A 22,779-nucleotide genomic window follows, 5' to 3' on the forward strand; every position below is an offset into this window, starting at 1 on the left:
TGCAATACTTATGTACTCATTATACCAGATTTGAAACACCAGTGAACCTTTTTCGAACGCCTCGGCTTGAGACAGCGGACCATGATCACTCTCACCTACCGCATCGAAACGCCTGGAAGCATCGAAGCGCTGGCGGCCAAGATCGCCAGCGACCAGTCGACCGGCACCTTCGTCGCGCTGCCCGGTGAGACCGAGGAACTGAAAGCCCGGGTGGCGGCGCGCGTGCTGGCGATACGGCCTCTGGCCGATGCCGAGCGGCCGTCGCTTCCCGACAGCGGCAACGGGCCGTTCAGGCGCGCCGATGTCGATATCGCCTTTCCATTCGATGCCATCGGCACCGACCTTTCGGCACTGATGACCATCGCCATCGGCGGCACCTATTCGATCAAGGGTCTCACCGGGATCCGCGTCGTCGACATGAAGCTGCCGGAGGATTTTCGCGGCGCGCATCCCGGCCCACAGTTCGGTGTCGCCGGCAGCCGCCGACTGACCGGTGTGACGGACCGCCCGATCATCGGCACCATCGTCAAGCCGGCGCTCGGGCTGCGGCCGCACGAGACGGCGGCAATGGTGGCGGAACTGATCGCCGCCGGCGTCGATTTCATCAAGGATGACGAGAAGCTGATGAGCCCGGCCTATTCGCCGCTGTCGGAGCGGGTGAAGGCAATCATGCCGCTGATCCTCGACCATAAGCAGAAGACCGGCAAGAAAGTGATGTATGCCTTCGGCATTTCGCATGCCGACCCGGATGAGATGATGCGCAACCACGATCTGGTGGCGAAGGCCGGCGGCAATTGCGCTGTTGTCAACATCAATTCGATCGGGCTCAGTGGCATGGCGTTCCTGAGGAAGCGCTCCAGTCTGGTGCTGCATGCTCACCGCAACGGCTGGGACATCCTCACCCGGCACCCCGGGCTAGGTATGGGCTTCAAGGTCTGGCAGCAATTCTGGCGACTGCTCGGCGTCGACCAATTCCAGATCAACGGCATCGCCTCGAAATATTGGGAGCCGGATGACTCCTTCGTCGAGTCGTTCAAGGCGGTGACGACGCCGATCTTCTCACCTGAGGACTGCGCCTTGCCGGTCGCCGGCTCCGGCCAGTGGGGCGGGCAGGCGCCCGAGACATATGCGCGGACCGGCCGGACCGTCGATCTTCTCTATCTCTGCGGCGGTGGCATCGTCAGCCATCCGGACGGGCCGGGCGCCGGCGTGCGTGCCGTGCAGCAAGCCTGGCAGGCGGCGGTCGACGGCATTCCGCTTGCCGACTTCGCCCTGAACCACCCTGAACTGGCGCGGTCGATCGAAAAATTCGGCGACGGCAAGGCAGCCTGAAGCCATGCAGAACCTGCTTCTCAGCTATTATGGCGACGACCTGACCGGCTCGACCGATGTCATGGAGGCGCTTGAGCTCGGCGGCGTGCCGACCGTGCTGTTCATGCGCCAGCCGGACGATGCCTTGCTTTCGCGGTTTGCCCATTGCCGGGCGATCGGCCTCGCCGGCACCAGCCGCAGCGAGACGCCGCAGTGGATGGACATGCATCTGCGCGATGCCTTTGCCTGGCTGAAGACACTCAACGCCGCGATCTGCCACTACAAGGTTTGCTCGACCTTCGATTCCAGCCCAACGGTCGGCAGCATCGGCCGGGCCATCGAGGTCGGCCGCTCGGTGTTCGCGCAGGATAGTGTGCCGCTGCTGGTCGGCGCGCCGCAGCTCAAGCGCTACACCGCCTTCGGCCATCTATTCGCCGCCTATCGCGACCAATATTTCCGCATCGATCGCCACCCTGTGATGAGCCGCCATCCGACGACGCCGATGGATGAGGCCGATCTCCTGATCCATCTGTCGCGGCAGACGGCGCTGAGCTCCGGGCTGATCGACCTTGCAACGCTGCAGTCCGCGTCGCGATCGGCCGCGTTCGATCGCCTGACCGGAAACGGCACCCCCATCGTGCTTCTCGATGTCGACAATCTGGAAACGCAGGCTCTGGCCGGCAAGGAGATCTGGCGCGTTCGCAAGCCAGGCGGTTCTTTTGTCGTCGGCTCGTCCGGGGTCGAGTATGCATTGCTGGCCGAATGGGCGTCGAATGACATTGTCGGCGCTGGACAAGGTTTTACGCCGCCGGGCGCAGCCGAGCGGATAGCCGTCGTGTCGGGCAGTTGTTCGCCGACCACCGAGCGGCAGATCCGGCATGCCCTGACCGACGGTTTCGACGGCATCGAGGTCGATCCCGTCGAGCTGGTTTCGGAGTCTTCGCAGCAGGCGATCGCGCGCGCAACGGCAAGCGGCCGTGCCAGTCTGCAAGCCGGGCGCAGCGTCATCCTCTACACCGCGCTTGGCCCCGATGCCGACAGGGGCGCCGAAATCGACCGGCAGGAAGGCGCCCGCCACAGGCTTGGCCGCGGCCTTGGAGAAATCCTTCGCAGCCTGACGATCGAACAGAATTTGCGGCGCGTGGCCATTGCCGGCGGCGACACGTCGAGCCACGCACTCGGCGAGATAGGTGTCGATGCCCTGACAATTCGCATGCCGCTGCCCGCTTCGCCTGGCTCGCCGCTCTGCGTTGCCCACTCGCGCGTCAAGGCGATCGACGGCTTGGAGGTCGCGCTCAAGGGCGGCCAGGTCGGAACCGATCGCTATTTCTCAGCCATCCGCGACGGCCTCGGCACTTGAACCAGCCGACACCTGGATTTCAGGAGCCGCTGTGCGAGAGCACTTCAACACGCGAAATGCGCCTTGCCGGGTGGAAATCCCGGTAACACCCGGTATTATCTGCGAAAATGCCGAAATCGGGAGGACGTCGGGTGCAGACCAAGAAGATCATCAACGATGGCAACCGCGCCGTTGACGAGATGCTGGAAGGCATCCTGGCAGCGCATCCCCGCCATCTCAAAAGCGTGGACGGCAGTCCACGCTCCATCATCGCCCGCGACGGACCGCGCCAGGGCAAGGTGGGCCTCGTGATTGGCGGCGGTTCGGGCCACGAGCCGAGCTTTCTCGGCTTTGTCGGCAAGGGATTGGCTGACGCTGCGGCCATCGGCAATGTCTTTGCCTCGCCGCCGCCGGACCCGATCCTCGAATGCGCCAAGGCAGTCAGCGGCGGCGCCGGCGTGCTCTTCATGTACGGCAATTATGCCGGCGACGTGATGAATTTCGACATGGCGGCCGAGATGGCCGCCATGGACGACATCGAGGTGCGCACGGTGCTGAGCACCGACGACGTCGCCTCGGCACCGCGCGACCAGCGGCACAAGAGGCGCGGCGTCGCCGGGAATTTCTTCATCTTCAAGGCGGCCGGCGCCGCCTGCGACCGGATGTTGTCCTTCGACGAATGCGAGCGCGTCGCCGGCAAGGCCAACGACCATACCTTCACCATGGGCGTGGCGCTGTCGCCCTGTTCGCTGCCGCAGACCCGCCGGCCGAATTTCGAGATCGGCCCGGACGAGATGGAGATCGGCATGGGCATCCACGGCGAGCCCGGCATCGCGCGCGAAAAGTTGAAAACAGCCGACGAGATCACCGACGAGATGCTGGACAGGATTCTCGACGAGATGGCGCCGGCGCGCGGCGACAAGGTCGCGGTGCTCGTCAATTCGCTGGGCTCGACGCCGCTGATGGAACTCTACATCATGAACCGGCGCGTGAAGCAGAGGCTCGATGAGATCGGTGTGTCCATACACGCAAGCTGGGTCGGCAATTACTGCACCTCGCTCGAAATGGCCGGGGCCTCGATCACTCTGCATCGGCTGGACGGCGAGTTGCAGACGATGCTGGACCACCCCTGCGACTGCGCCATGTTTCGCGCCGGCTAAACCCACTTCTGTGGCAAGGACTAAGACATGACGACAATCGACACCGCCCGCCTTGTCGCGATGTTCGCGGCGATCGCAACCGCCATGTCGGCCGACAGGGACCGACTATGCGCGCTTGACGGAGTTATCGGCGACGCCGACCACGGCATCGCGATGGAGCTTGGATTTTCCGCGGCACGCGATGCAGTCGCCGCACTGGACACCGAGGCCACTGATCCGACCACCTTGCTGAACACGGCGGCAAAGTCGTTCCTGAATGCGGTTGGCGCCTCCTCCGGTCCGCTCTATGCGACCGCGTTCATGCGCGCCGCGGCAGCCGTCAAGGGCAAGACGACGCTCGACGACGCGGACGTGGTCACTCTGTTCCAGGCGATGGCCAAAGGCATTCAGGATCGCGGCAAGGCCGAGCCAGGCGAAAAGACGATGATCGATGCATGGGCGCCGGCTGCGCAGGCGGCGGGCGAAGCGCTGACCTCCGGCAAGGATCTGGCGGGCAGTCTCGAAGCTGCTGCACACGCGGCAAACGCCGGCGCGGAGGCGACCAAGTCGATGGTCGCCACCAAGGGCCGGGCATCGCGCCTCGGCGAACGCTCGCTTGGCCACATGGACCCGGGCGCCGCCTCCGCCGTGACCGTGATCGAGGCGATGCGGGTCGCCTTGACCAGTTAACTCAGCAGCAGGCCCTCGCGTCAGCGCTTGGCGTCGAGCTTGTCGATGGCCTGCACGTTTGTGGCGGAGGGGCCATTCGGATCGAACTCCGAGGCCAACCATGCGTCGGCGATCGATTTCGCCAGTTCGGGACCGATGACGCGGGCGCCCATGGTGATGATCTGGGCGTTATTGGACTTGGCGGCGCGCTCAGCGGAATAGGTGTCGTGGGTCAATGCGGCGCGAATGCCCGGGACCTTGTTGGCGGAGATGCTGACGCCGATGCCGGTGCCGCAAAACAGGATGGCCCGGTCGTAATTGCCGTCGAGAATTTCGTGGCCGACCGAGGCGGCGATATCGGCGTAGAATCCGGCCTGGCTTAGGTCGACGACCTGCAGTTCCGGCTTGGTGGCGAGATGCTTGGCGATGACGTCGAGCAACGGCTTGCCGGCGCTGTCGGCTCCGAGTGCGATCTTCATGATGATGAGCTCCTTTGCTTGGTCTTTTAGCGGTCAGCGCGCGATGGCGGCCGACGCCTTTTTCAGAATGTCGATATAGCCTTCCGCTTGCCACGCCGAGCGGCCGATGAACAGGCCATCGATATGCGGCTGGCCGATGAGTTCGGCCGCGTTGCCGGGATTGACGCTGCCGCCGTAAAGCACAGGCGGGGCAGCCGGCAGCCGGTCGGCGGCAACCTGCTTGATCAGCGCCTGCTGCCTGTCGGCATAGTCGGCGCTGGCGGGAATGCCCTTCTCGCCGATCGCCCAGACGGGCTCGTAGGCAAAGAGGATTTCAGCCTTCAGTTGATCGCCGCTCAGCTCTTGCAGCGCGCCGAGAACCTGTGCCGTCAACACCGCCTCGGCGCGGCCTGATTCACGCTCAGCCAACGTCTCGCCGACGCAAATCAGCGGCACGAACCCGTGCCTGACAGCGGCCGCCGTTTTCAGTCCCACAGTCGCGTCCGTTTCGCCGAAATGCTCGCGACGCTCGCTATGGCCGAGTTCGATCACATCCAGCCCACAGTCTTTCAGCATCACTGGCGAGATCTCTCCCGTCCAGGCACCGGCGTCGGCCCAATGCATGTTCTGGGCGCCGACTTTCACGCGGGTGTTGGCCAGCGCCGCTTTGACCTGGCGCGCGGCGGTGAACGGCGGAATGACGAAAGGCTGTATCGCCTGATCGAAGTCAGGCACGAAGGCCGCCAACGCATCGGCGAACTGCAGCGCCTCGGCAAGCGTCTTGTTCATCTTCCAGCTCGTGCCGACCCAATATGGGGTCATTCTTTTCTCCTTCAACGCGCGTTTTTCCTGGCCACCATCGGTGCCGGCGTCTAGCCAGCATTTCACTCAAGCCCGAGGCTTGAGACTGTCGCGACCGCTGTCGATATGAGGCGCCCAGAAATCCACCGACTCGCGGATCATCTCGATAACCTGATGGTCGACTGGTTCCCTCTCCCTGAAGGAAAGTTCAAGGCAAATTTCATTGTCGGTTCCACCGCCCTGCCGAACCGCGTCCAGCAACTTCTGCGGCACTATGCGGCCATCCTTGTTGTAGGCGGCCGTGAACGGCCAGTGCCCGCCCTTATTCATCGACGACTGCTTGATGTGGATGATCGGCGATTGCAAGGGAAACGCTTTCGCCCAGGCATAGGGATCGGTGTCGGCAGGGTTGGGCGAAGTGACGTCGCCATGGTCGATGTCGACCATCATTTTCATCGGTATGGGCAGCTTCGCCGCGTCGATGGCGCCTTGCAGCGTGGCGCAGCTTTCGATCGTGTGGCCGAACTCGCGGCCGACCGACATCGGCTCCCAGAACAGGTATGTCAGACCCGCCGCCTTGGCGTGTTCGGCCACCTCGCGCCAGCATTCGAGGGCGATATCGAGAAGCACTGCCCGCCGTTGCGGATCGTCAAAGTCCTTGTGGGTGAAGATGGCGAACTGCGTGCCCATGCCCGACGCACCGAGTTCCGCGGAAATATCGGCGAAGGTCTTGAACCAGTCGACATAGTAGCGCCGGACATCCGCGTCCGGATGGCCGAAGTGATTGAGCCGGCCATAAGGTCCGGTCATGCCGGAGGTGATCCGCACGCCGGTCCGCGAAAGCGCCCTGTCGAACAGGCGCAGGAATTTGGCAATCGTTGCCGCCGGCCAGCCCGGATTGACGAATTCATGCGTCAGCTGCACGTCGCGGATACCGATGCCATAGGCAATCGCGTCGATCAAATCGTCCGGATCGGCGAAACGGTTGACCAGCGGATTGGTGTTGAGGGAAAGCGTGAAGGCCATCAGTCTGCCGTCGCCATGATGTTATCGAACCAGTCTTCGAATGCTTTCCGCTCGGCCGCATTGAGATGCAGGCCATGTTTGGTGCGGCGTTCCAGAATATCGGCTGATGTGCCGGCCCATTCGGTCTCGGCCAGGAACCTTGCCTCCCGCTCATACAGGTCGGGACCGAAGCGGCGGCCGAGATCCGCCTCGCGCTGTGCGCCGGCGAGCAATTGCCTGGCACGGGTGCCGTAGCTTCGAGCGTAGTGCTTCACCAGCGACGGGCTGAGCCATAAAAACTCGGAATGCAGATCGCTCAGGAACTGCTCGAAGTCCGCATTGGGCAGGTCGCCTCCCGGCAAGGGGATTTTGGCCGTCCAGGCTTTCTTCATCATCGGAAAAAACGGCTGGATCTTTTCCAGCGCATGTTCCGACAGCTTGCGGAAGGTGGTGATCTTGCCGCCGAACACCGACAGCAGCGGCGCGTTGCCATTGGAGGCGTCGAGTTCGAAAATATAGTCGCGCGTCACCGCGCTTGGATTGTCGGCATTGTCGTCATAGAGCGGACGCACGCCTGAGAAACTATGGACCACGTCCTGTGACGTCAGCTGTCGCTTGAAATAGCGATTGACCACCTTGATCAGGTAATCGACTTCGCTTGCCTCGGCGACCACTTCCTCGGGCCTGCCTTCGTAGGGAATGTCGGTCGTGCCGATCAGCGCCAGATCGTTCTCGTAGGGGTTGACGAAGATCACTCGCTTGTCGTTGTTCTGGATGAGATAGGCCTGCCGCCCCTCCCAGAATTTGGGCACGACGATATGACTGCCTTTCACCAGGCGAACATTGCGGGTGGAGTTCTGCCCGGCGACTCGGCTGACAATGTCGTTGACCCACGGCCCGGCCGCGTTGACCAGCGCCCGCGCCCGGACCTTCGTCACCGCACCCGTGCGACCATCCTGCATGTCGATCGACCATAGTCCGTTTTCGCGGCGGGCCGCGACACAGGCGGTGCGCGTGAGCACTCTGGCACCGCGCTGCCTGGCATCCAGGGCGTTGAGCAGCACCAGGCGCGCATCGTCGACCCAGCAGTCGGAATATTCGAAACCGCGCTTGAATTCGTCCTTGATCGGCGCGCCTTCCGGCGCAGTCCTGAGGTTCAGTGTTCGTGTCCCCGGCAGGCGTTTACGGCCGCCAAGGTGGTCGTAGAGAAACAGCCCGAGCCGGACCAGCCATGCCGGCCTGTCTTGCGGGCTGTGCGGAAGAACGAAGCGCATCGGCCAGATGATGTGCGGCGCTGCCTCGAGCAGCACCTCGCGTTCGATCAGTGCTTCGCGAACCAGCCGGAATTCATAATATTCGAGGTAGCGCAGGCCGCCATGCACCAGCTTGCCGGAGCGCGAGCTCGTGCCTTGCGCGAGATCGTCCTTTTCGCACAGGATGACGGACAGCCCGCGACCTGCCGCATCACGCGCTATGCCGGCTCCATTGACGCCGCCGCCGATCACGAAGAGATCGACGACATCTGTTGTATTGCTCAAGATCTTGCTCCTGTGCGGTGCGCCATGCCCTTCCACACCGGCCGAAGCGCCTGACGCGCTGCAACGAAGGAAGGGAAGAGGGCATCGTAGGTATGCGAAAGCGCCTCGTCATAGGCATCGCAGTCGCCGAGAAGCGGCGTCACCCATTCGGCGGCGCAGTCTTCCATCGAGCCATAGACGCCGAGGCCGACGGCCGCCATCATCGCGGCGCCTGCCGCGCCGGCTTCCTGGCGACTGCTGGTGCGCACCTGCGCCCGGGTCGCCGCCGCGATGATGCGGCGTAGGGAGGGGCTGCGCGCGGCGCCGCCCGACAGGCGGATCTCGCTCGGCACGGCGCCCATCGCCTGGTAGCAATCGCGTGCGGCGAAGGCCAGTCCCTCGAGGACGCCGCGTGCCAGATCGCCAAAGCCGTGCTTGACCGAAAGGCCGATGAAGCCAGCGCGTGCGTCAGGATCGACGAACGGTCCTCTTTCACCGGCCAGCGATATATAGGGCTGGTAGATCAGCGAACCAGGCTCCGATGCTTCCACCCAAGCGTCGAGGGCCTTCAGCAACTCGTCATGAGAAGGCTTGCCGCCAGCCGTCGCGAGCACGTCGCGCGCAAGGCCAAGCACCCAGTCTATGTTGAGCGTCGCCGCCATGTTGGATTGCAATTGTGCAAAGGCGCCTGGAATAGGCATGGCGATCGTGTAGCCGGAGCCATCGTCGTTCAGCACGACATCGTCGGGAGTGGCGGCAAAGCGTGTGTGTATGCCGGTCGAGCCGATGACCGTGCAGCCGACATTGCCCGAGGGATCATAGAGGCCGGCTCCGAGCGCCGTCATGACCATATCGACGTAACCCAGCACCACCGGCGTGCCTTCGAGCAGGCCAGTCTCTGCCGCCGCCGATCGCGACAGCGGATGATGGTCGGTGGTGCCTTCGAGCATGGGAGGCAACAGGCGGCGATGCGTCGTCAGATCCAGGATGTCGAGGGCTTCGTCGGAATAGCTGCGCGACCGAAAATCGCCGAAGGTGAAGGTTCCCTCGGAGGGATCCGTGGCGCGTTCGCCCGTCATCTTGAAGTAGAGCCAATCCTTGCAATGCAGTGCGGTCGCCGCCCGCTCCAGCATGTCGGGATGGTTCTTTTTCATGAAGGCAAGCTGGGCGCCTTGCTGGCAGGAATTCAGCCCCGTGCCGGTCAGCTCGAACCGCCTGCGATCCCGGGGATCGGCGCGCATCTCGTCCACCAGATGTCCAGCTCGGGCATCAAGCCACAGCCAGGCGCGCGAGACAGGCAAGCCGTCGCCATCGATCAGCCAGGTTCCGTCGCCCTGCCCGGTGATGGCCACCGCCGCGGTTCGTTGCGCGAGGTCGGGAACCTTGGCCGCGAGATCGCGAACGGTCCGCGCCATGTCGCGCCAGGTCTGGTCGAGGTCCTGCTCGGCGCCGCCGCCTTCCAGCGTGACGAAGCTATTGGGCACCGACGTCATGGCGAGCTGCCGCCCGGACAGGTCGAAAGCGATCGATTTGATCACCGACGTTCCCGCGTCGATGCCGATCAGCAGGTCTTTCATGCCGCAAATTCCGGTTGGTTGCGAAGGCGGTTCACGAGGGCAGTCATTTCGTAGAAGAGGCAGGGAGTGTCCGCAAGGACACCCCCTGTACAGGTATTACTCAGACAACACGAAGGGTGCGGTGTACTTGTCGACATTGTCCTTGGTGATGAGAAGGCAATCGAACAGCTGCTTCTCGGTCGCCGCACCGGTGGCACCCGTCTTGATAAACGAATCCGCCTGCTGCACGGCCTTGGCCGAGAAGATGGCGACCGGCTGAAGCACGGTGTACTGCAGTTCGCCGGACTTGATCGCCGCAACCGCATCCGGGGAGCCGTCGAAGCCACCGACCTTGATGCCGGCGAGCTTGCCGGCTTCCTTCAGCGCCGCAACCGCGCCAAGCGCCATCTCGTCATTGCCGCTGATCACGGCGATGATGTCGGGATTGGCCTGCAGCATGCTCTGCATCTTGTCGTGGCCCTGGGTACGATCCCAGTTGGCGACCTGCGAAGCAGCCTTTTCGAGATCCGGGTACTGGCTCAGCACAGTCGCGTACCCGTTCGAGCGCGTGGCGGCGTTGTTGTCAGACGGGGCGCCGAGCAGTTCGACATATTTGCCCTTTTCGCCGACGGCCTGCACCCACTGCTGGGCACCGAGAGCAGCACCCTGCGCGTTATTGGAAACGAGCTGACCCTTGGCGAGGCCTTCCTGATTGATCTCGGCATTGACGAGGAACACCGGGATGTTGGCTGCAATCGCCTTCTTCACCGCACCGACAGAGCCGTCGGCGTTGGCCGGATCGAGGATGATCGCCACCGACTTGTTGGTGATGGCGGTGTCGATCAAATTGCTTTCGGTATTGGTATCGCCCTTGTGGGCACCGACATTGGCCGTATAGCCAAGCTTTTCAGCCTCGGCCTTGGCGACGTTGCCCTCGGTCAGCCAGTAGGGGTTGGCCGGATCGTTGACGATGATCGAGATCAGGCCCGCGGCTGACGCGGCGGCCGTGAACCCGACGACCATCGCGGCGGCGAGCAGACTTTTCAGCATGGTTTTCATGTACATTCCTCCAATGATTACGCGGTGTTGCTGCCAGTTCACCTGGCAGTCTTCCCTTGGGCAGGATTGGCCGGTTCGGCCTTCCCCCGTTTCTGAGAAGTCGGTTGGCCACCTGACGCGCTTGGGAGCTTGCTACGGCGGCGATACTGAACGGCATTGAGGAGCACGGCGAGCACGATGACCGCGCCCGTGAACACTGTCTGCCAGTAGGATGAGATGCCGATGATCACCAGACCGTCGGACAGGAAGCCGATGACGAAGGCCCCAAGCAGGGTTCCGCGGATGTTGCCGCGCCCGCCGGTCAGTGCCGCGCCGCCGATGACGACGGCCGCGATGGCCGTCAGTTCGTAGGTGGTGCCGGCGGTCGGTCCAGCCGACGTCAACTGCGAGGACAGGATCAGGCCGGCGATGGCGGCACAGATGCCCGACAGCACATAGACGGAAATCTGCACCGTCTTGACCGGAACGCCGGAGAGTTCGGCCGCGCGCTCGTTGCCGCCCGAGGCGTAGAGCCAGCGCCCGAAAGCGGTGCGGTTCAAGACGATGCTGCCAATGAGCGCGATGACCACGAGAACCACGACGCCCGTCGGCACGCCGAACAGGCGGTTGAAGCCAAGCGCATCGAAGCCGGTGTTTCCGAGCTCGGGCTTGCCGCCGAGATTGTTATAGGTCAGGCCGCTGGTCATCAGCAGCGCCAGGCCGCGTGCCATGTACATGACGCCGAGCGTGGCGACGAAAGCCGGAACCTTGAAGCGCGCGATGAGCACGCCGTTGATCAGTCCGACGACGGCGCCGAGCATGCAGGCCAACACCGCGACCACCCAGACCGGCGGATAGAGAACGACACCCAGCCAGGTCAGCGTCACGCCTTGCATCAGGAACCCGGCAACGACACCGGCCAAGCCCAGCGTCGACCCCACCGACAGGTCGATACCGCCATTGAGGATGACGAGCAGCATGCCGATCGCGAGGATTCCGAAGATGGCGACATGCGAGGCCATGGTCAGGAAATTCGCCACCGAGAGATAGTAGGGCGACAGGATCGAGAACACGACGATGATGACGATCAGGGCAAAGAAAGCGCGACCCTCGAGCAGCAGCTTGGCGAGATCGAAGCCTTCGCCGCCCGCGCTTGGACTGGACTGTTTTCTGGCCTGGCTGACGTCGGTCATTGGTCTGGGCTCCGAAATTCTGGTGATCAGGCGACCACGGCTTCGCCAGAGGCGGCCATGATCTGCTCTTTGGTGGCGTTGGCGCCGAATTCAGCTGAAATCCTGCCACGCCGCATGACGACGATGCGGTGGGCAATGCTGAGGCATTCGTTGACCTCAGAGGTCGAGAAGACGATCGCAAGCCCTTGCGCGGCGCGTTCGCTCAGCAAGCGGAAGACCTCGGCCTTGGCGCCGACATCGATGCCACGGCTCGGTTCGTCGAGAAGGATGACTTTTGGGTTGGTCGTCAGCATCTTGCCGATGACGACCTTCTGCTGATTGCCGCCCGACAGCGATCCGATCATGGCATTGCCGCCTGCGGTCTTTATGGTCACCTTGCGGATCGAATCCTCGACCAGCCCACCCTCCTTGGAACGGGACAGAAACAGCCCCTTGGCGAACGCCTCGATGCTGGCCAGCGAGAGATTGCGGCCGACGGTCATCGTCTGCACCAGCCCGTCGCGCTGGCGGTCCTCGGGGACCAGCACAAGACCTCTGGAGATGCGCTGGGCAATGCTCAGTCCCGAAACGTCCTCGCCTTCCAGAAGCGCGCGGCCGCCCGCCATCGGCACCCGTCCGGCGACGGCTTCCAGCAATTCCGTGCGCCCGGCGCCCATCAGCCCATAGATGCAGACGATCTCGCCTGCCCGGACATCCAGCGACAGGTGGTCGACGACGGAACAGCCCGAGCCCGAAGTGTCGACGACGCTGACATCCTCGATCGACAGGGCGACCTCACCGAACGCATGGCCGGTCGGCGGCGAGCCGAGATCGAAGTTCTCGCCGACCATGTTGCGGACGATCCACTCGAGGTCGATGTTTCTGGCTTCAGCCGTCGCCGTTATCGCCCCGTCGCGCAGGACAACGGCGTAGTCGGTGATCTGCAGCGCCTCTTCGAGGTGATGTGAGATGTAGACGATGGAAACGCCGCGGCTGGTCAAATCGCGGATCACCTTGAACAGCACCTCCACCTCTGTGGCGCTGAGCGCCGAGGTCGGCTCGTCCATGATCAGGATGCGCGAATCGACCGACAGCGCCCGCGCGATCTCGACGATCTGCTGTTGGCCCAGGCGCAGATCCTCGACCAGGGTCATCGGGTCGATGTCCTCTTCGAGATCAGCCATCAGCGCGCGCGCCTGGCGCGATTCTTCGGCGAAGTCGAGGCCGGTCCTGGTGCGCAGTTCGCGGCCCATGAAGATGTTGTCGCGAACGCTGAGATTGGGCGCCAGGCTCAGTTCCTGGTGAATGATCGAGATGCCGCGATCGCGTGCGTCCGAGGATGAGGAAAAACTGACGAGATTGCCGTCGAGCACGATGTCGCCGGATGTCGGCGTGACCACGCCGGAGAGGATCTTCATCAGCGTCGACTTGCCGGCGCCATTTTCTCCGAACAGCGTGGTGACCTTGCCGCGATGGATGTCGAAATTGACGCCCTTGAGTGCATGGACGCCGCCATACGACATGACGATGTTGCGCGCCGAAAGCACGGCGTCGCCATTCGCGGGTCCGGTGTCGGCAGCCGCGCTCATTTGACCTCCAGCCTCACCGGAGTGACCAGCCAGCTCTTCGGGTTGACCAGCTTGAATGCGCCGACCACCGATATGGTCTTGCCGGTCAAGGTGCTCGTATCGACCTTGGCCAGGATTTCCTTCTTCATCTCGTTGTTCAGCGCCGAACCGGCGTCCTGGTATTCGATCTGGTTGGTGAACTGGCCGAATGTGATCTTGCCGGTGGCGTCGCGAAGCTCGGTGCCGTTGATCGCCGGTCCCGTCTGCACGCGGATCATCAGCGTGTCCGGCACACCTTCGACGGCGACTTTGTAGATGCCCGATTTTCCTTCGCCGACGACGCCGGTGAACTTCACCGAGATGACCGGCCCAACGCCCGCCGGCACGCCGTATTCCTTTTCCGCCGTTGCCCTGTCCTTGGTGATCGCCGTCGCCACCGTTGCCGCGTCGGCGGCACGCGCTTCGACATCGGCCTGCACCTTGGGAAACTCCGACTTGCCGTAGTCGGCGGCGGAAAAGACGGCGCTGCGGACATCGCCGGCAGAGCCGATCCTGACCACGTTGGTGTCGAGCGCCATGGCGCCGAGCAGGACGACAACCGCAGCGCCGGCAAGTACCCGACGCAAGCCGGGCGAAGCCGGCCTGGTTGGTGCGGGGGCGGCCTTCGCGCTCATGACGCAACCGCCGGCAAGGCTGATCCGCGCTTGTCACGCATTTGACGATCCTCCGTTCACATGGCGCTTCGCACCATTGGGTTTGTTCTGTTCGACAAGGGCACGGGCGGTGGACTCGTCAGTGATCAGCCCGCTCAGATAGCGGCTTTCGAGCACCGCCTTGATGGCGCGTATTTTCACCTTGCCGCCGGCGACTGCGACGATCCGACGGCCCTTCAACTGGTCCCGCGGAAGCGCCAGGATTCTGTCCGACAGCGCCGTTTCCACCGGGCGTCCCTTGTCGTCGAAGAAGTGGGCGAGCAGCTCGCCGACGCCGCCATCCCGTTTGACCTCATCGATTTCGGAATGTTCGATCATGGCGGTAGCGACCAGCGAGGCTTCCCGTTCGGCGGTGCCTATGCCGACGAACATCAGGTCGGACCGGCTTGCGAGGTCGAAGACATCGCTGATGCCGCGCTGGCCAAGCAGCACTTCACGGTCCTCGGCGGTGTTGGCGACGAAAGGCACCGGCATCACATAGGCCTGCGCGCCGGTCCGCTCGGCCAGCCGATGCATGACATCGTGCGGGTTGGCCGCGAATTTGCGCGTCACGCCGCCAAGCAGCGAGACGAAACGGATATGGGCAGCGGCGGTGCGCGTCAGATACTCGACGCTTGCGGCAAGGGTACGGCCATGGCCGACGCCGATCAGCATGTCCTCGCCGCGATCGATCTCCCGCTTCAGAAACTGAGCGCCGGCGATGCCAAGGGCCTTCAGCGGCAGCTCGTCCTGATCGAGATCAGGAACGACCTCGCAGTAATCCAGCCCGTAAGCATTGATCAGCTGCTGCTCGAGGTCGATGCATTCGCCGACATCGCCGTCGATGATTACCCTGACAAGGCCATCCTGGGTGGCCCGGGTGATGAGCCGATGCGCCTTGAGGCTGGTCAGGCCGAGCCGCTTGGCCACCTGGGCCTGCGTCAGCCCCCCGGCATAGTGAAGCCAGGCCGCGCGGGTGGCGAGGCTGGACTCATGATCGCGGTTAGCGGCTCCGCCGGATTTCAAGACATCTCCTCCCTGAGATGATATTATTATCTTTGTGTGCAAAAATTTTCACATCCCTGCATCGCTGTCAATCCCTCGCCGGATTTGGCGCATGCACATACGGGGAATTCACAGTTCTCGCCCTTCCCGAAACGCCGGTCTGCCGGCATTTCGGCGGGCAACATCGACCTATTAGGAGGTGAGCATGTCACTTGATCATACGGCTATGTTAATTTAACGTCAATCTGTGTTATTTCGTGTCTGAGCCAGTAGAATTGCACAGCCATCGGCTATCCAATTTTTTGCTAACTAACTGTTTCTCAATAATAATATCTAATATCGCAAAATCCCAACCCGCCTGTGAGTTGAGCGATTGGGGATGCGGCGCATCCTTAGGCAAACCGACCGGATTGCCTTGGGAAAGAGCATCGGCGACGGAATGATCAGCCCAGCCGCATCAGGTTCCGGTCCTCGAGTTCCAGGGCGGCGGCCTCGACTTCCTCTGCGAGGCGCCCGGCGCTCCAGCCCAGCGCCCGTCCGGCAATCGTCGCAATCTCCTGCAGATCCCGGCCCGTCAGTGACCCTGATATCGCCAGGGTGCTGCGGCGCATGACGATATCGGCCAGATGTTCGACGAACTCGGTGCGGACGATGTAGTCGATTTCCGATTTGCTGTAGCTTTCTGAATCCGGCAGCCGACCCTCATCACCCGACCCATGCGTGGCGATCTGCGTGGCTCTGGTGCCATATCGCGACAGCAGCGCCTCGAGACGCCGTCCTCCAGCGCCCGTTTCCGAGTGAGCCAGAGCCAGCCAACTTGCTCGCGCTGCGGCATCGGCCGGGAAATCCCTGCCGCCGCCGATCGGCATGGCCTGCGTCGTCACCTTGCGGCTGCGCTGCAGGCGGCCGAGCACGGTGTCGGCGACTTCCTCGGCGAAGCCGCGAAAGGTCGTCCACTTGCCGCCGATCAGCGAGATGACCGCGAAAGGTCTGTTCCCATCCGGCTCGGCGACTGGCGCCGAGTGGTCACGGCTGATTAAGCCGGGCACCGATGCATCCGAGGCCGGCAGCGGCCGGATGCCGCTATAGGCATAGACGATCTGGTCGCGTTCGAACGCCATCCCCGGCAGCAGCGTGCGTACGCTGTCGAGCAGGTACTCCACTTCGTCAGGCTCGCAGCGTACCGCGTCGGGATTGTCGGCCTTGATGTCGGTAGAGCCGACCAGCGCCAGGCCGAGATAGTCGTAGACAAGGCAGATGCGGCCGTCATCGGCCTCGAAATAGAGCATGCGCCCGGCAAGGCTTCTGACCAGCTCGTCATGCTTCAGCAGGATGTGCGAGCCCTTGGTACCGCCGATCATCTTCGACGGCGCGCCTAGCAAATCGTTGACATCGTCGATCCATGGACCGGCGGCATTGACCACCAGCTTCGGCCGCACCGAAAAGGCCGCGCCGTTTTTCGGCTGGAAGGTCAGCACGCCATCGGCGGACTTCGCCAGCGCCGTGTAGTTCGCGCTGGCCGAGGCCGTATTTGCCTGCAGCCCATCGAGGATCAGTTCGAGCACCAGCCTTTCGGGATGGCTTATCTTGGCGTCGTAATAGGTGCCGGTGGCGACGATCGAGGGGTTGAGCGCCGGCATCTTGCTGAGCGCCTGGCGCCGCCCGACCATGCGGTGGCGCGGCATGACCTGGTTTCGCGAGCCGTAGAAATCATAGATCATCAGGCCGATCTTGATCAGGATGGCGCCGCGGCTGCGCGGCGCGCTGGTCGAGCCGAACAGCGTCCGCAGCGCCGCCAGCATGCCCTTGCTCCAGGAAAAGATCGGGATGACGGTCGGCAGCGGGCTGACATAGTGCGGCGCGTTTTTCAAAAGCAAATTGCGCTCGAGCGTCGATTGCGCCACCAGCCCGAATTCGCCAGTTTCTAGATATTTCAGGCCACCGTGAATGAGCCGCGATGGCGCGGCACTGGTGCCGGAGCCGAAATCCGCCTTGTCGACGATCAGGCAGCTGACGCCCTGCGCGCACAGGTCGCGAAACAAGCCCGCCCCGTTGATGCCGGCGCCAAGGATGACGACGTCGACCTCGCCGGTCCCGGCCATGGCGGCCAATCGCCCGGCGGGATTTTCCGTAAATGTTGCTTCGCTTGAGCTCATGGCGCTTTCGTCTTGACGATGCGCAGCTTCACGCCGGCCCGTTCGAGGGCCCGCGCCCGCGCATCGCCCAGGCCTTCGGTCGCCAGCACGACGTCGAAGCTGGTCAGATCGTCGAAGACGTGCAGTGCGATCCTGTCGAACTTGGCATGGTCAATCAAAAGGATGCGCTTGACCGATGCGGCCATCATCGCCTGCTTGACCCGCACGACATTGGGGTCCTGGATGAAGGCGGTGGTTCCAGTGATGGCCGAAGCCGAACAGATCAGCACATTGGCGCGCAGCTGCGCCACGGCGTTCTCGCAGACGATGCCGATATAGGCGTTGTAGGTGCCGTGGTACTGACCGCCGAGACAGATGAAGTCGAGTTCGTCGACATTGGTCAGCAGGGAAGCCGTCGCCACTGAATTGGTGATGACGGTCAGCGGCTTGACGTCGAGCAGCAGCGTGGCGACGGCGTTTGCCGTCGAGGAATCGTCCAGCATCACCACTTGGCCGGCCTCGACAAAATCGAGCGCCGCCCGCGCCAGCGCATCCTTCTCGGCCCGATTGACCGTCACCCGGTAGCGGAAGGCGCTTTCATAGAGGCCGGAAGGCTGAACCGTCACCGCACCGTGCAGCTTGCGCAGCACACCCTGCTGCGCCAGCCGGTCGATGTGCCGGTGGATGGTCATGCGCGATACGCCGAAATGTTCGACCAGATCGTCGATGCGCACCTGGCCGAGCTTGATCACATAGTCGGCGATCTCTTCGCGTCGTTCGTCGGCCTTGATCATGCGGTTCCCCCAGTGTCTTGCCGCGCCAGCTTCTCGATCTCCGGCCACTGCGGTTCGAGCGCACCGGCTATGCGGCCATAGAGGGAAAAGCGCTCGTTGAACACAGCACTTGAGGCCGCCATCGGCTCGTATTGGCGTGCCGTCATGCCGGCTTGCCTGGCGCCTTGTTGCGGCGTCGCGAAGATGCCCACCGCGGCACCCGCGCAAAGGGCCGCGCCAAAGGCCGCGGCCTCGTCGGTCGAGGTGACGGTGACCGGGGCATTCAGCACATCGGCAAACATCTGGACAAAGGCCGGATTGCGTGAACCGCCCCCGGTCAGGCGGATCTCGCTGATAGCAAAGCCCTCGCGCAGGGCTTCGACATGGGTGCGATGATTGAAGGCAATGCCCTCTAGAACCGCCTTGAGCATATCGCCGCGATCGTGCCAGCCGTGAAGGCCGACAAAGCTGGCGCTGGCGACATCGCCAAAGGGGGAGCCGAACAGATAGGGATGAAACAGGATGGTCGACCGCTTTTTCAGCGCCGCGTCGATCTCGCCTGCCAGAAACTCGTGGATCGAGCCACCACCGACCGATGCCCTCTCCTGTTCCGAGCGGCAGAACGTGTCGAGAAACCAATCGTAGTTCGCGGTCGAGGCCGGCGATATCGCCATGTTGTTCCAGCGGCCGGCGTCGATGGCGTTGCGACAGAGCCAACGCGGATCGACGCGCGGTTGCGAAGAGACTACTTCGTTGATGGAATAGGTCCCGGCAACAATGGCGAGCACGCCCTCCTCATGGCCGCCCATGCCAAGTGCGGAGCCAGTTACGTCATGCAGGCCGCTCGCGACCGGTGTCCCCTTGGCAAGGCCGGTCATGTCGGCGGCCTCGGCGGTAACGTGGCCGGCGATCTCGGCCGAATGCGCCATCGGCGGCAGCGCGTCGAAAAGATCGTCCAGTTCGAAGATGCGCATCGCTTCCAGCGCGTAATCCTGCGTGCGGAAATCCGTGAATGAGGTGCTTGCCTCGGTACGGTCGGTGCCGATCGTGCCGGTCAGGCAAAAGCGCAGCCAGTCCTTGCAGGCCAGTATATGCCCGATGCGGCCATAGCGGTCGGGTTGGTTCTTCCTGATCCAGGCCAGCAGCGCCGACGGAGCCGAAACGTGCGGCGCCTGTCCGGTGCGCGCCAACGCATTTTGGAAGACCCCGTCCGCCGACCATTGTTCGACAATCTCGCCGGCGCGGCTGTCAAGCGACAGGATACCGGGGCCTAGCGGCCGGCGATCCTTGTCGAGCAAATAGAGACCATCGCCGTGTGCGGTCGCCGCCACCGCCTTGATATCGTTGGCGGGCCGGCCGCACAATGCGATCGCTTCGCGGATGGCATCGGCGGTGGCTTGCCATAGCCTTGCCATGTCGCGCTCCACCCAGCGCGCATGGGGCATCGACTGCGGAACGCGCCGACGCGCCACCGACAACTGCGTGCCATCGGCATCGAAGATCACTGCCTTGGTGACCGTGAGACCGTTATCGATTCCGAGCAAACTGGGCATGGGCGCCGCCGCTTTCAGCAACTGGTGAAGGGCGCTGCAAGGCTAACCTGCAGGTTGGGATAGGGATGACAGACATGACGACAATCAACGAGCAACGGTGATACAAAAGCGACGCATCCGACGCGGTAAACAGACCATAATAGCATGTTAAGTTAACGTCAACATGTGAGATATTTTTGCGGAAAAGTCTGACGTCATCTGCGACAAAAATTGCCATCCACTCGTACCGCATCCGATGCGGGACGAAGTTCCGGCCAATGCCCAACTGGCCGGATGACCCTCAACCCTGCGCGGCGAGCCAGGGAGCGCGGTACGACTGACGCCGAACGCGCTTCGACTGGCTTTGCAAGTTCCGTGCGCAACGACCGGACAACCCGCGCTTCGGCGCCGTTCAAAGAAAACGCGACGACTCAAGAAGCTCAGCCACCCCGTCCAGTTCCTTGTGCAGGCGATGCCAGCGACGGTCGAGATAAACAAGCGAATGCGCCTCCGGGGGGACCTCGTCCGGCTGCACCTCGCCGTCAAGGAGTTCGGCCGCGACCAGCGTCGCGCCCTCGATCGGCAGGATGCCGAGCCGACGGGCGCGGAACCAGGTCGAAACGCCGGTATAGCGGGGTTCGCCCGTAGGCAGCCGCGCCCAGGCGCCTCCCGGCGGGAAACGTTCCGCGCCGCTCGACGCGCAGAGCTGCGCCAGGTCGATATCAGTGAAGCGCAGCAGGTGGATCACCATGGTCTCGGCCCGTAGCAAGGGCTCGGACGAAGTCGATTTCATGGAGAGCGAGAAAGCGACGACCGGCGGCGCAGCACTTACCGAGATCAGCGAGGATACGGTCATCGCCACCGGCCTGTCGCCGGGATCGGCCGTGATCACGGCAACACCGGCCGGATGGTGGCGAAAGGCTTCGCGGAAGGCGTTGGTCATCGGATGCGGGAAGCTCATCGACGTCTCTCTTCTGCAGCGTGAATAAGGGCCGGACGGCGTCCGCCGTCCGGCCCTTGCGGGCTACTTCTTCTCGATCAGGTCGTAGAACTGCCAGGTGCGATCGCTCCACAGGCCGCCGATGTCGCGACCGGCCGAGGTGACGATCGACGGCGCGATCGTGAAATGGTTGGCCGCCACCATCATCTCGCGGAAGGTGCGCTGGATCACGCCGGCGCGCAGCGACGCGCCGCCGCCGGCGCGGTAGGCGAAGTTGCAGATATCCACGCCAACCTCGTGAATCTCGGATTTGGCCAGATGGACAAGGCTGATCTGCCGCGTCGATACGCTGTTGCCGGCTTCGACCGTCGCCTCGATGTCGCGCCAGACTTCGAAGACAAAGGCGCGGGCAGCGCGATAGCGGGCTTCGGCGCGGCCATAGTCGTGCCAGAACTTCTCGCTTTCGCCGATCAGTCCGGCCCGGCCTGACTTCGAGCGGGCGAACTTGGCGATCTCGTCCAGCATCCGCCGCCCGGTGCCGAGCGCCCAGCCGGTATGACCGATGGCGGCGAGGCCAACGACCCCGAGACTGAAGAACTCCTTCTGGCGCAGCGGTGGTGCGGTCAGGATCGGGAAGACGAGATCGTCGGCGATGAAGACATCCTCGGCCGCATAGTCGATGCTGCCGGTACCGCCGAGGCCCAGAACGTCCCAATTGCCGACCTGCTTGTGCTGGGAGATCGGGGCATGGGCGCACATGATAATCAAATTGCCCTTGTCGTCCTTGGCGGGCTTGCCGGTGCCGTCGTCGACGAAGGCGGCACTGTGGCTATAGGTGGCGTGGCTGAAGCCGCTGCCATAGCTCCACTTGCCGTTCAGCCGGTAACCACCGTCGACCTTCTTCAGCATGCCGAGCGGCGCGCCCTGCCCCGAGAAACGGTTGTCGGTGCCCGGTGCGAACAGCCGCTCGACCGCGCTATCCGGCAGAAAGGCCGCCGACATCGCACCGATGCAGCAATGCACCATTGAAACCCAGCCGGCCGCCCCGGAGTGCCAGGTGATCGCCGCCAGCAGTTCGAGACCCTGGGTGGGTCGCAGCTGCGCACCGCCGAGGCTCTCCGCGGCGAAGATATGCGACATGCGCAGCGGCTTCAGCAGCTCGAACGTGGCCGCAGTCAGTTCGCCATTCTCCTCATCGGTGGTGGCGTTGGCTTCCAGGGCCGGCCCGATCTCCGCGATCTTGCTGAGCAAGTCGCGATAGTCGGTGGTCGTCCCCCACGAGCCGTGCTTGATGGGTTTGTTCATTGTCTTCTCCTCCTTTTCAAATGCGGTCAGCCGGCGAGGAAATCGCCGATCTTCCTGAGTGTTTCGGGTTTCTCCTGCATGACGAAATGGCCGGCATCCTCGACCAGGATCAGGCGTGCGTCGGGCAGGGCTTCGACGAAGAGCGGCGCCTGGCCAGCTGGCAGCAGACGGTCCCTGGTGCCCCAGACGACCAGCGTCGGATTGGCGATGCGCGCCAGGAAGCGCCGCAGGTTCGGATGGCCCATGCCGAACGGCGCCAGCAACCGGCCGAGCGTCTCTCCTTCGCGGGCGCGATCGGCGCCGAAGGCCTCCGCAAAGGCGGGATCCGAGCCGTCCGGGAAATAGCGCAGCGCCACCGAGACGTCATGCGCCAGATAGGCCGGCAGCTCCTGCGGCGCGACCGCGCCCAGATCGGTGGCCGGATGCGCGGGGTCGTTGAGCCCTGCCGGCGCGATCAGCACCACCTTGTCGAAACGCTCGCGCGCAAGGCCGGCGAGCTCCGTCGCCATCCAGCCGCCCATGGAAAAGCCGATGAGATGAGGCTTCTCCGGCAGGTTCAGAACATCGAGCAGGTTCAGGTAGTGCAGAACCATGTCGGACATCCCGGTCACATGCGGCGCAGCGCCCGAAAAGCCGAAGCCCGGATGGCTCGCGCAAAGCACGCGGAAACGGTCGGCGAGGCCTTCGGCGAAGTCGAAACCTTCAAGCGTCGAGGCGCCGTGCAGGAACAGCACGGGCTTTCCCTCACCAATGGCCTTCACCACCGTTTTGGTGCCAGCGACATCGTATTTGAGCGTTTCGAATTGAACGGCCATTTTATTCCT

At 63.4% G+C, this 22,779-nt stretch carries 20 protein-coding genes; 4 read left to right on the forward strand and 16 right to left on the reverse strand.

All coding sequences use genetic code 11. The annotated features are described in order from the left end of the window. The first annotated feature begins 81 nt into the window (after positions 1-81). The 4 genes from oiaX (at position 82) to dhaL (ending at position 4,479) form a co-directional block, all read left to right on the forward strand. Positions 82-1,332, forward strand: coding sequence for a 3-oxo-isoapionate-4-phosphate decarboxylase OiaX (gene oiaX, locus NKH97_RS02880; protein ID WP_352795290.1), 1,251 nt, complete (start codon positions 82-84; stop codon positions 1,330-1,332). A gap of 4 nt (positions 1,333-1,336) precedes the next feature. Then, a complete protein-coding gene (locus tag NKH97_RS02885) occupies positions 1,337-2,671 on the forward strand; it encodes a four-carbon acid sugar kinase family protein (protein WP_352795291.1) in 1,335 nt (444 codons plus the stop codon). 131 nt (positions 2,672-2,802) lie between these two features. Continuing rightward, on the forward strand, positions 2,803-3,810 hold the full coding sequence (locus NKH97_RS02890) for a dihydroxyacetone kinase subunit DhaK (protein WP_023808902.1): 1,008 nt from the start codon (positions 2,803-2,805) through the stop codon (positions 3,808-3,810). A gap of 27 nt (positions 3,811-3,837) precedes the next feature. Next, positions 3,838-4,479 carry a dihydroxyacetone kinase subunit DhaL gene (gene dhaL / locus NKH97_RS02895; RefSeq protein WP_352795292.1) on the forward strand — a complete coding sequence of 214 codons (642 nt, stop codon included), beginning with the start codon at positions 3,838-3,840 and terminating at the stop codon, positions 4,477-4,479. Positions 4,480-4,499: 20 nt separating this feature from the next. Here dhaL and derI read toward each other — a convergent pair whose 3' ends face one another. The 16 genes from derI to NKH97_RS02975 all read right to left on the reverse strand — a co-directional run bounded on the left by derI (position 4,500) and on the right by NKH97_RS02975 (position 22,770). Continuing rightward, entirely contained in the window at positions 4,500-4,937 is a 438-nt protein-coding gene (gene derI / locus NKH97_RS02900) for a D-erythrulose-4-phosphate isomerase (protein ID WP_013533067.1), read from the reverse strand. Positions 4,938-4,970: 33 nt separating this feature from the next. Beyond that, positions 4,971-5,738, reverse strand: coding sequence for a triose-phosphate isomerase (locus NKH97_RS02905; protein ID WP_023808904.1), 768 nt, complete (start codon positions 5,736-5,738; stop codon positions 4,971-4,973). A gap of 66 nt (positions 5,739-5,804) precedes the next feature. After that, positions 5,805-6,743, reverse strand: coding sequence for a sugar phosphate isomerase/epimerase family protein (locus NKH97_RS02910; protein WP_023808905.1), 939 nt, complete (start codon positions 6,741-6,743; stop codon positions 5,805-5,807). Then, complete coding sequence (locus NKH97_RS02915; protein ID WP_128302322.1) at positions 6,743-8,260, reverse strand: glycerol-3-phosphate dehydrogenase; 1,518 nt, start codon at positions 8,258-8,260, stop codon at positions 6,743-6,745. The genes NKH97_RS02910 and NKH97_RS02915 overlap by 1 nt, the downstream gene beginning before the upstream one ends. Further along, entirely contained in the window at positions 8,257-9,816 is a 1,560-nt protein-coding gene (locus NKH97_RS02920) for an FGGY-family carbohydrate kinase (RefSeq protein WP_128302321.1), read from the reverse strand. The genes NKH97_RS02915 and NKH97_RS02920 overlap by 4 nt, the downstream gene beginning before the upstream one ends. Before the next feature lie 96 nt (positions 9,817-9,912). Continuing rightward, positions 9,913-10,854, reverse strand: a complete 942-nt coding sequence (locus tag NKH97_RS02925) for a D-ribose ABC transporter substrate-binding protein (RefSeq protein ID WP_013533072.1) — start codon at positions 10,852-10,854, stop codon at positions 9,913-9,915. Positions 10,855-10,892: 38 nt separating this feature from the next. Continuing rightward, the gene (locus tag NKH97_RS02930) at positions 10,893-12,026 is read right to left on the reverse strand and encodes an ABC transporter permease (RefSeq protein ID WP_128302320.1); all 1,134 of its coding nucleotides are present in this window, start codon (positions 12,024-12,026) and stop codon (positions 10,893-10,895) included. 26 nt (positions 12,027-12,052) lie between these two features. After that, the gene (locus NKH97_RS02935) at positions 12,053-13,594 is read right to left on the reverse strand and encodes a sugar ABC transporter ATP-binding protein (protein ID WP_352795293.1); all 1,542 of its coding nucleotides are present in this window, start codon (positions 13,592-13,594) and stop codon (positions 12,053-12,055) included. Next, on the reverse strand, positions 13,591-14,247 hold the full coding sequence (locus NKH97_RS02940; RefSeq protein ID WP_127296544.1) for a DUF2291 domain-containing protein: 657 nt from the start codon (positions 14,245-14,247) through the stop codon (positions 13,591-13,593). The genes NKH97_RS02935 and NKH97_RS02940 overlap by 4 nt, the downstream gene beginning before the upstream one ends. Before the next feature lie 33 nt (positions 14,248-14,280). After that, entirely contained in the window at positions 14,281-15,291 is a 1,011-nt protein-coding gene (locus tag NKH97_RS02945; RefSeq protein ID WP_127296545.1) for a sugar-binding transcriptional regulator, read from the reverse strand. A 422-nt stretch (positions 15,292-15,713) separates the two neighbouring features. Then, positions 15,714-17,426, reverse strand: a complete 1,713-nt coding sequence (locus NKH97_RS02950; protein WP_502896762.1) for a glycerol-3-phosphate dehydrogenase/oxidase — start codon at positions 17,424-17,426, stop codon at positions 15,714-15,716. Then, on the reverse strand, positions 17,423-18,199 hold the full coding sequence (locus NKH97_RS02955; protein WP_031212333.1) for a DeoR/GlpR family DNA-binding transcription regulator: 777 nt from the start codon (positions 18,197-18,199) through the stop codon (positions 17,423-17,425). Before NKH97_RS02955 ends, NKH97_RS02950 begins: the two co-directional genes overlap by 4 nt. Then, a complete protein-coding gene (locus NKH97_RS02960; RefSeq protein WP_023808915.1) occupies positions 18,196-19,731 on the reverse strand; it encodes an FGGY-family carbohydrate kinase in 1,536 nt (511 codons plus the stop codon). The genes NKH97_RS02955 and NKH97_RS02960 overlap by 4 nt, the downstream gene beginning before the upstream one ends. Before the next feature lie 391 nt (positions 19,732-20,122). After that, a complete protein-coding gene (locus NKH97_RS02965) occupies positions 20,123-20,671 on the reverse strand; it encodes a flavin reductase family protein (protein ID WP_127255083.1) in 549 nt (182 codons plus the stop codon). A gap of 63 nt (positions 20,672-20,734) precedes the next feature. Then, positions 20,735-21,955 (reverse strand): acyl-CoA dehydrogenase family protein, encoded by a 1,221-nt coding sequence (locus tag NKH97_RS02970; RefSeq protein ID WP_352440102.1) that lies wholly within the window; start codon positions 21,953-21,955, stop codon positions 20,735-20,737. A gap of 26 nt (positions 21,956-21,981) precedes the next feature. Next, on the reverse strand, positions 21,982-22,770 hold the full coding sequence (locus NKH97_RS02975) for an alpha/beta fold hydrolase (protein ID WP_023808918.1): 789 nt from the start codon (positions 22,768-22,770) through the stop codon (positions 21,982-21,984). Positions 22,771-22,779 lie beyond the last annotated feature (9 nt).

The sequence above is a fragment of the Mesorhizobium sp. M0870 genome (genome assembly GCF_040319775.1).
In the GTDB taxonomy this organism is placed as follows: Bacteria; Pseudomonadota; Alphaproteobacteria; order Rhizobiales; family Rhizobiaceae; genus Mesorhizobium.

Coding starts and splice junctions, on each gene's coding strand:
- NKH97_RS02965 (WP_127255083.1), bottom strand. CDS start 20,671: ATGAGCTTCCCGCATCCGATGACCAACGCCTTCCGCGAAGCCTTTCGC.
- NKH97_RS02960 (WP_023808915.1), bottom strand. CDS start 19,731: ATGCCCAGTTTGCTCGGAATCGATAACGGTCTCACGGTCACCAAGGCA.
- NKH97_RS02950 (WP_502896762.1), bottom strand. CDS start 17,426: ATGAGCTCAAGCGAAGCAACATTTACGGAAAATCCCGCCGGGCGATTG.
- NKH97_RS02925 (WP_013533072.1), bottom strand. CDS start 10,854: ATGAAAACCATGCTGAAAAGTCTGCTCGCCGCCGCGATGGTCGTCGGG.
- NKH97_RS02940 (WP_127296544.1), bottom strand. CDS start 14,247: ATGAGCGCGAAGGCCGCCCCCGCACCAACCAGGCCGGCTTCGCCCGGC.
- derI (WP_013533067.1), bottom strand. CDS start 4,937: ATGAAGATCGCACTCGGAGCCGACAGCGCCGGCAAGCCGTTGCTCGAC.
- NKH97_RS02920 (WP_128302321.1), bottom strand. CDS start 9,816: ATGAAAGACCTGCTGATCGGCATCGACGCGGGAACGTCGGTGATCAAA.
- NKH97_RS02970 (WP_352440102.1), bottom strand. CDS start 21,955: ATGAACAAACCCATCAAGCACGGCTCGTGGGGGACGACCACCGACTAT.
- dhaL (WP_352795292.1), top strand. CDS start 3,838: ATGACGACAATCGACACCGCCCGCCTTGTCGCGATGTTCGCGGCGATC.
- NKH97_RS02975 (WP_023808918.1), bottom strand. CDS start 22,770: ATGGCCGTTCAATTCGAAACGCTCAAATACGATGTCGCTGGCACCAAA.
- NKH97_RS02935 (WP_352795293.1), bottom strand. CDS start 13,594: ATGAGCGCGGCTGCCGACACCGGACCCGCGAATGGCGACGCCGTGCTT.
- NKH97_RS02910 (WP_023808905.1), bottom strand. CDS start 6,743: ATGGCCTTCACGCTTTCCCTCAACACCAATCCGCTGGTCAACCGTTTC.
- NKH97_RS02885 (WP_352795291.1), top strand. CDS start 1,337: ATGCAGAACCTGCTTCTCAGCTATTATGGCGACGACCTGACCGGCTCG.
- NKH97_RS02955 (WP_031212333.1), bottom strand. CDS start 18,199: ATGATCAAGGCCGACGAACGACGCGAAGAGATCGCCGACTATGTGATC.
- NKH97_RS02905 (WP_023808904.1), bottom strand. CDS start 5,738: ATGACCCCATATTGGGTCGGCACGAGCTGGAAGATGAACAAGACGCTT.
- NKH97_RS02930 (WP_128302320.1), bottom strand. CDS start 12,026: ATGACCGACGTCAGCCAGGCCAGAAAACAGTCCAGTCCAAGCGCGGGC.
- oiaX (WP_352795290.1), top strand. CDS start 82: ATGATCACTCTCACCTACCGCATCGAAACGCCTGGAAGCATCGAAGCG.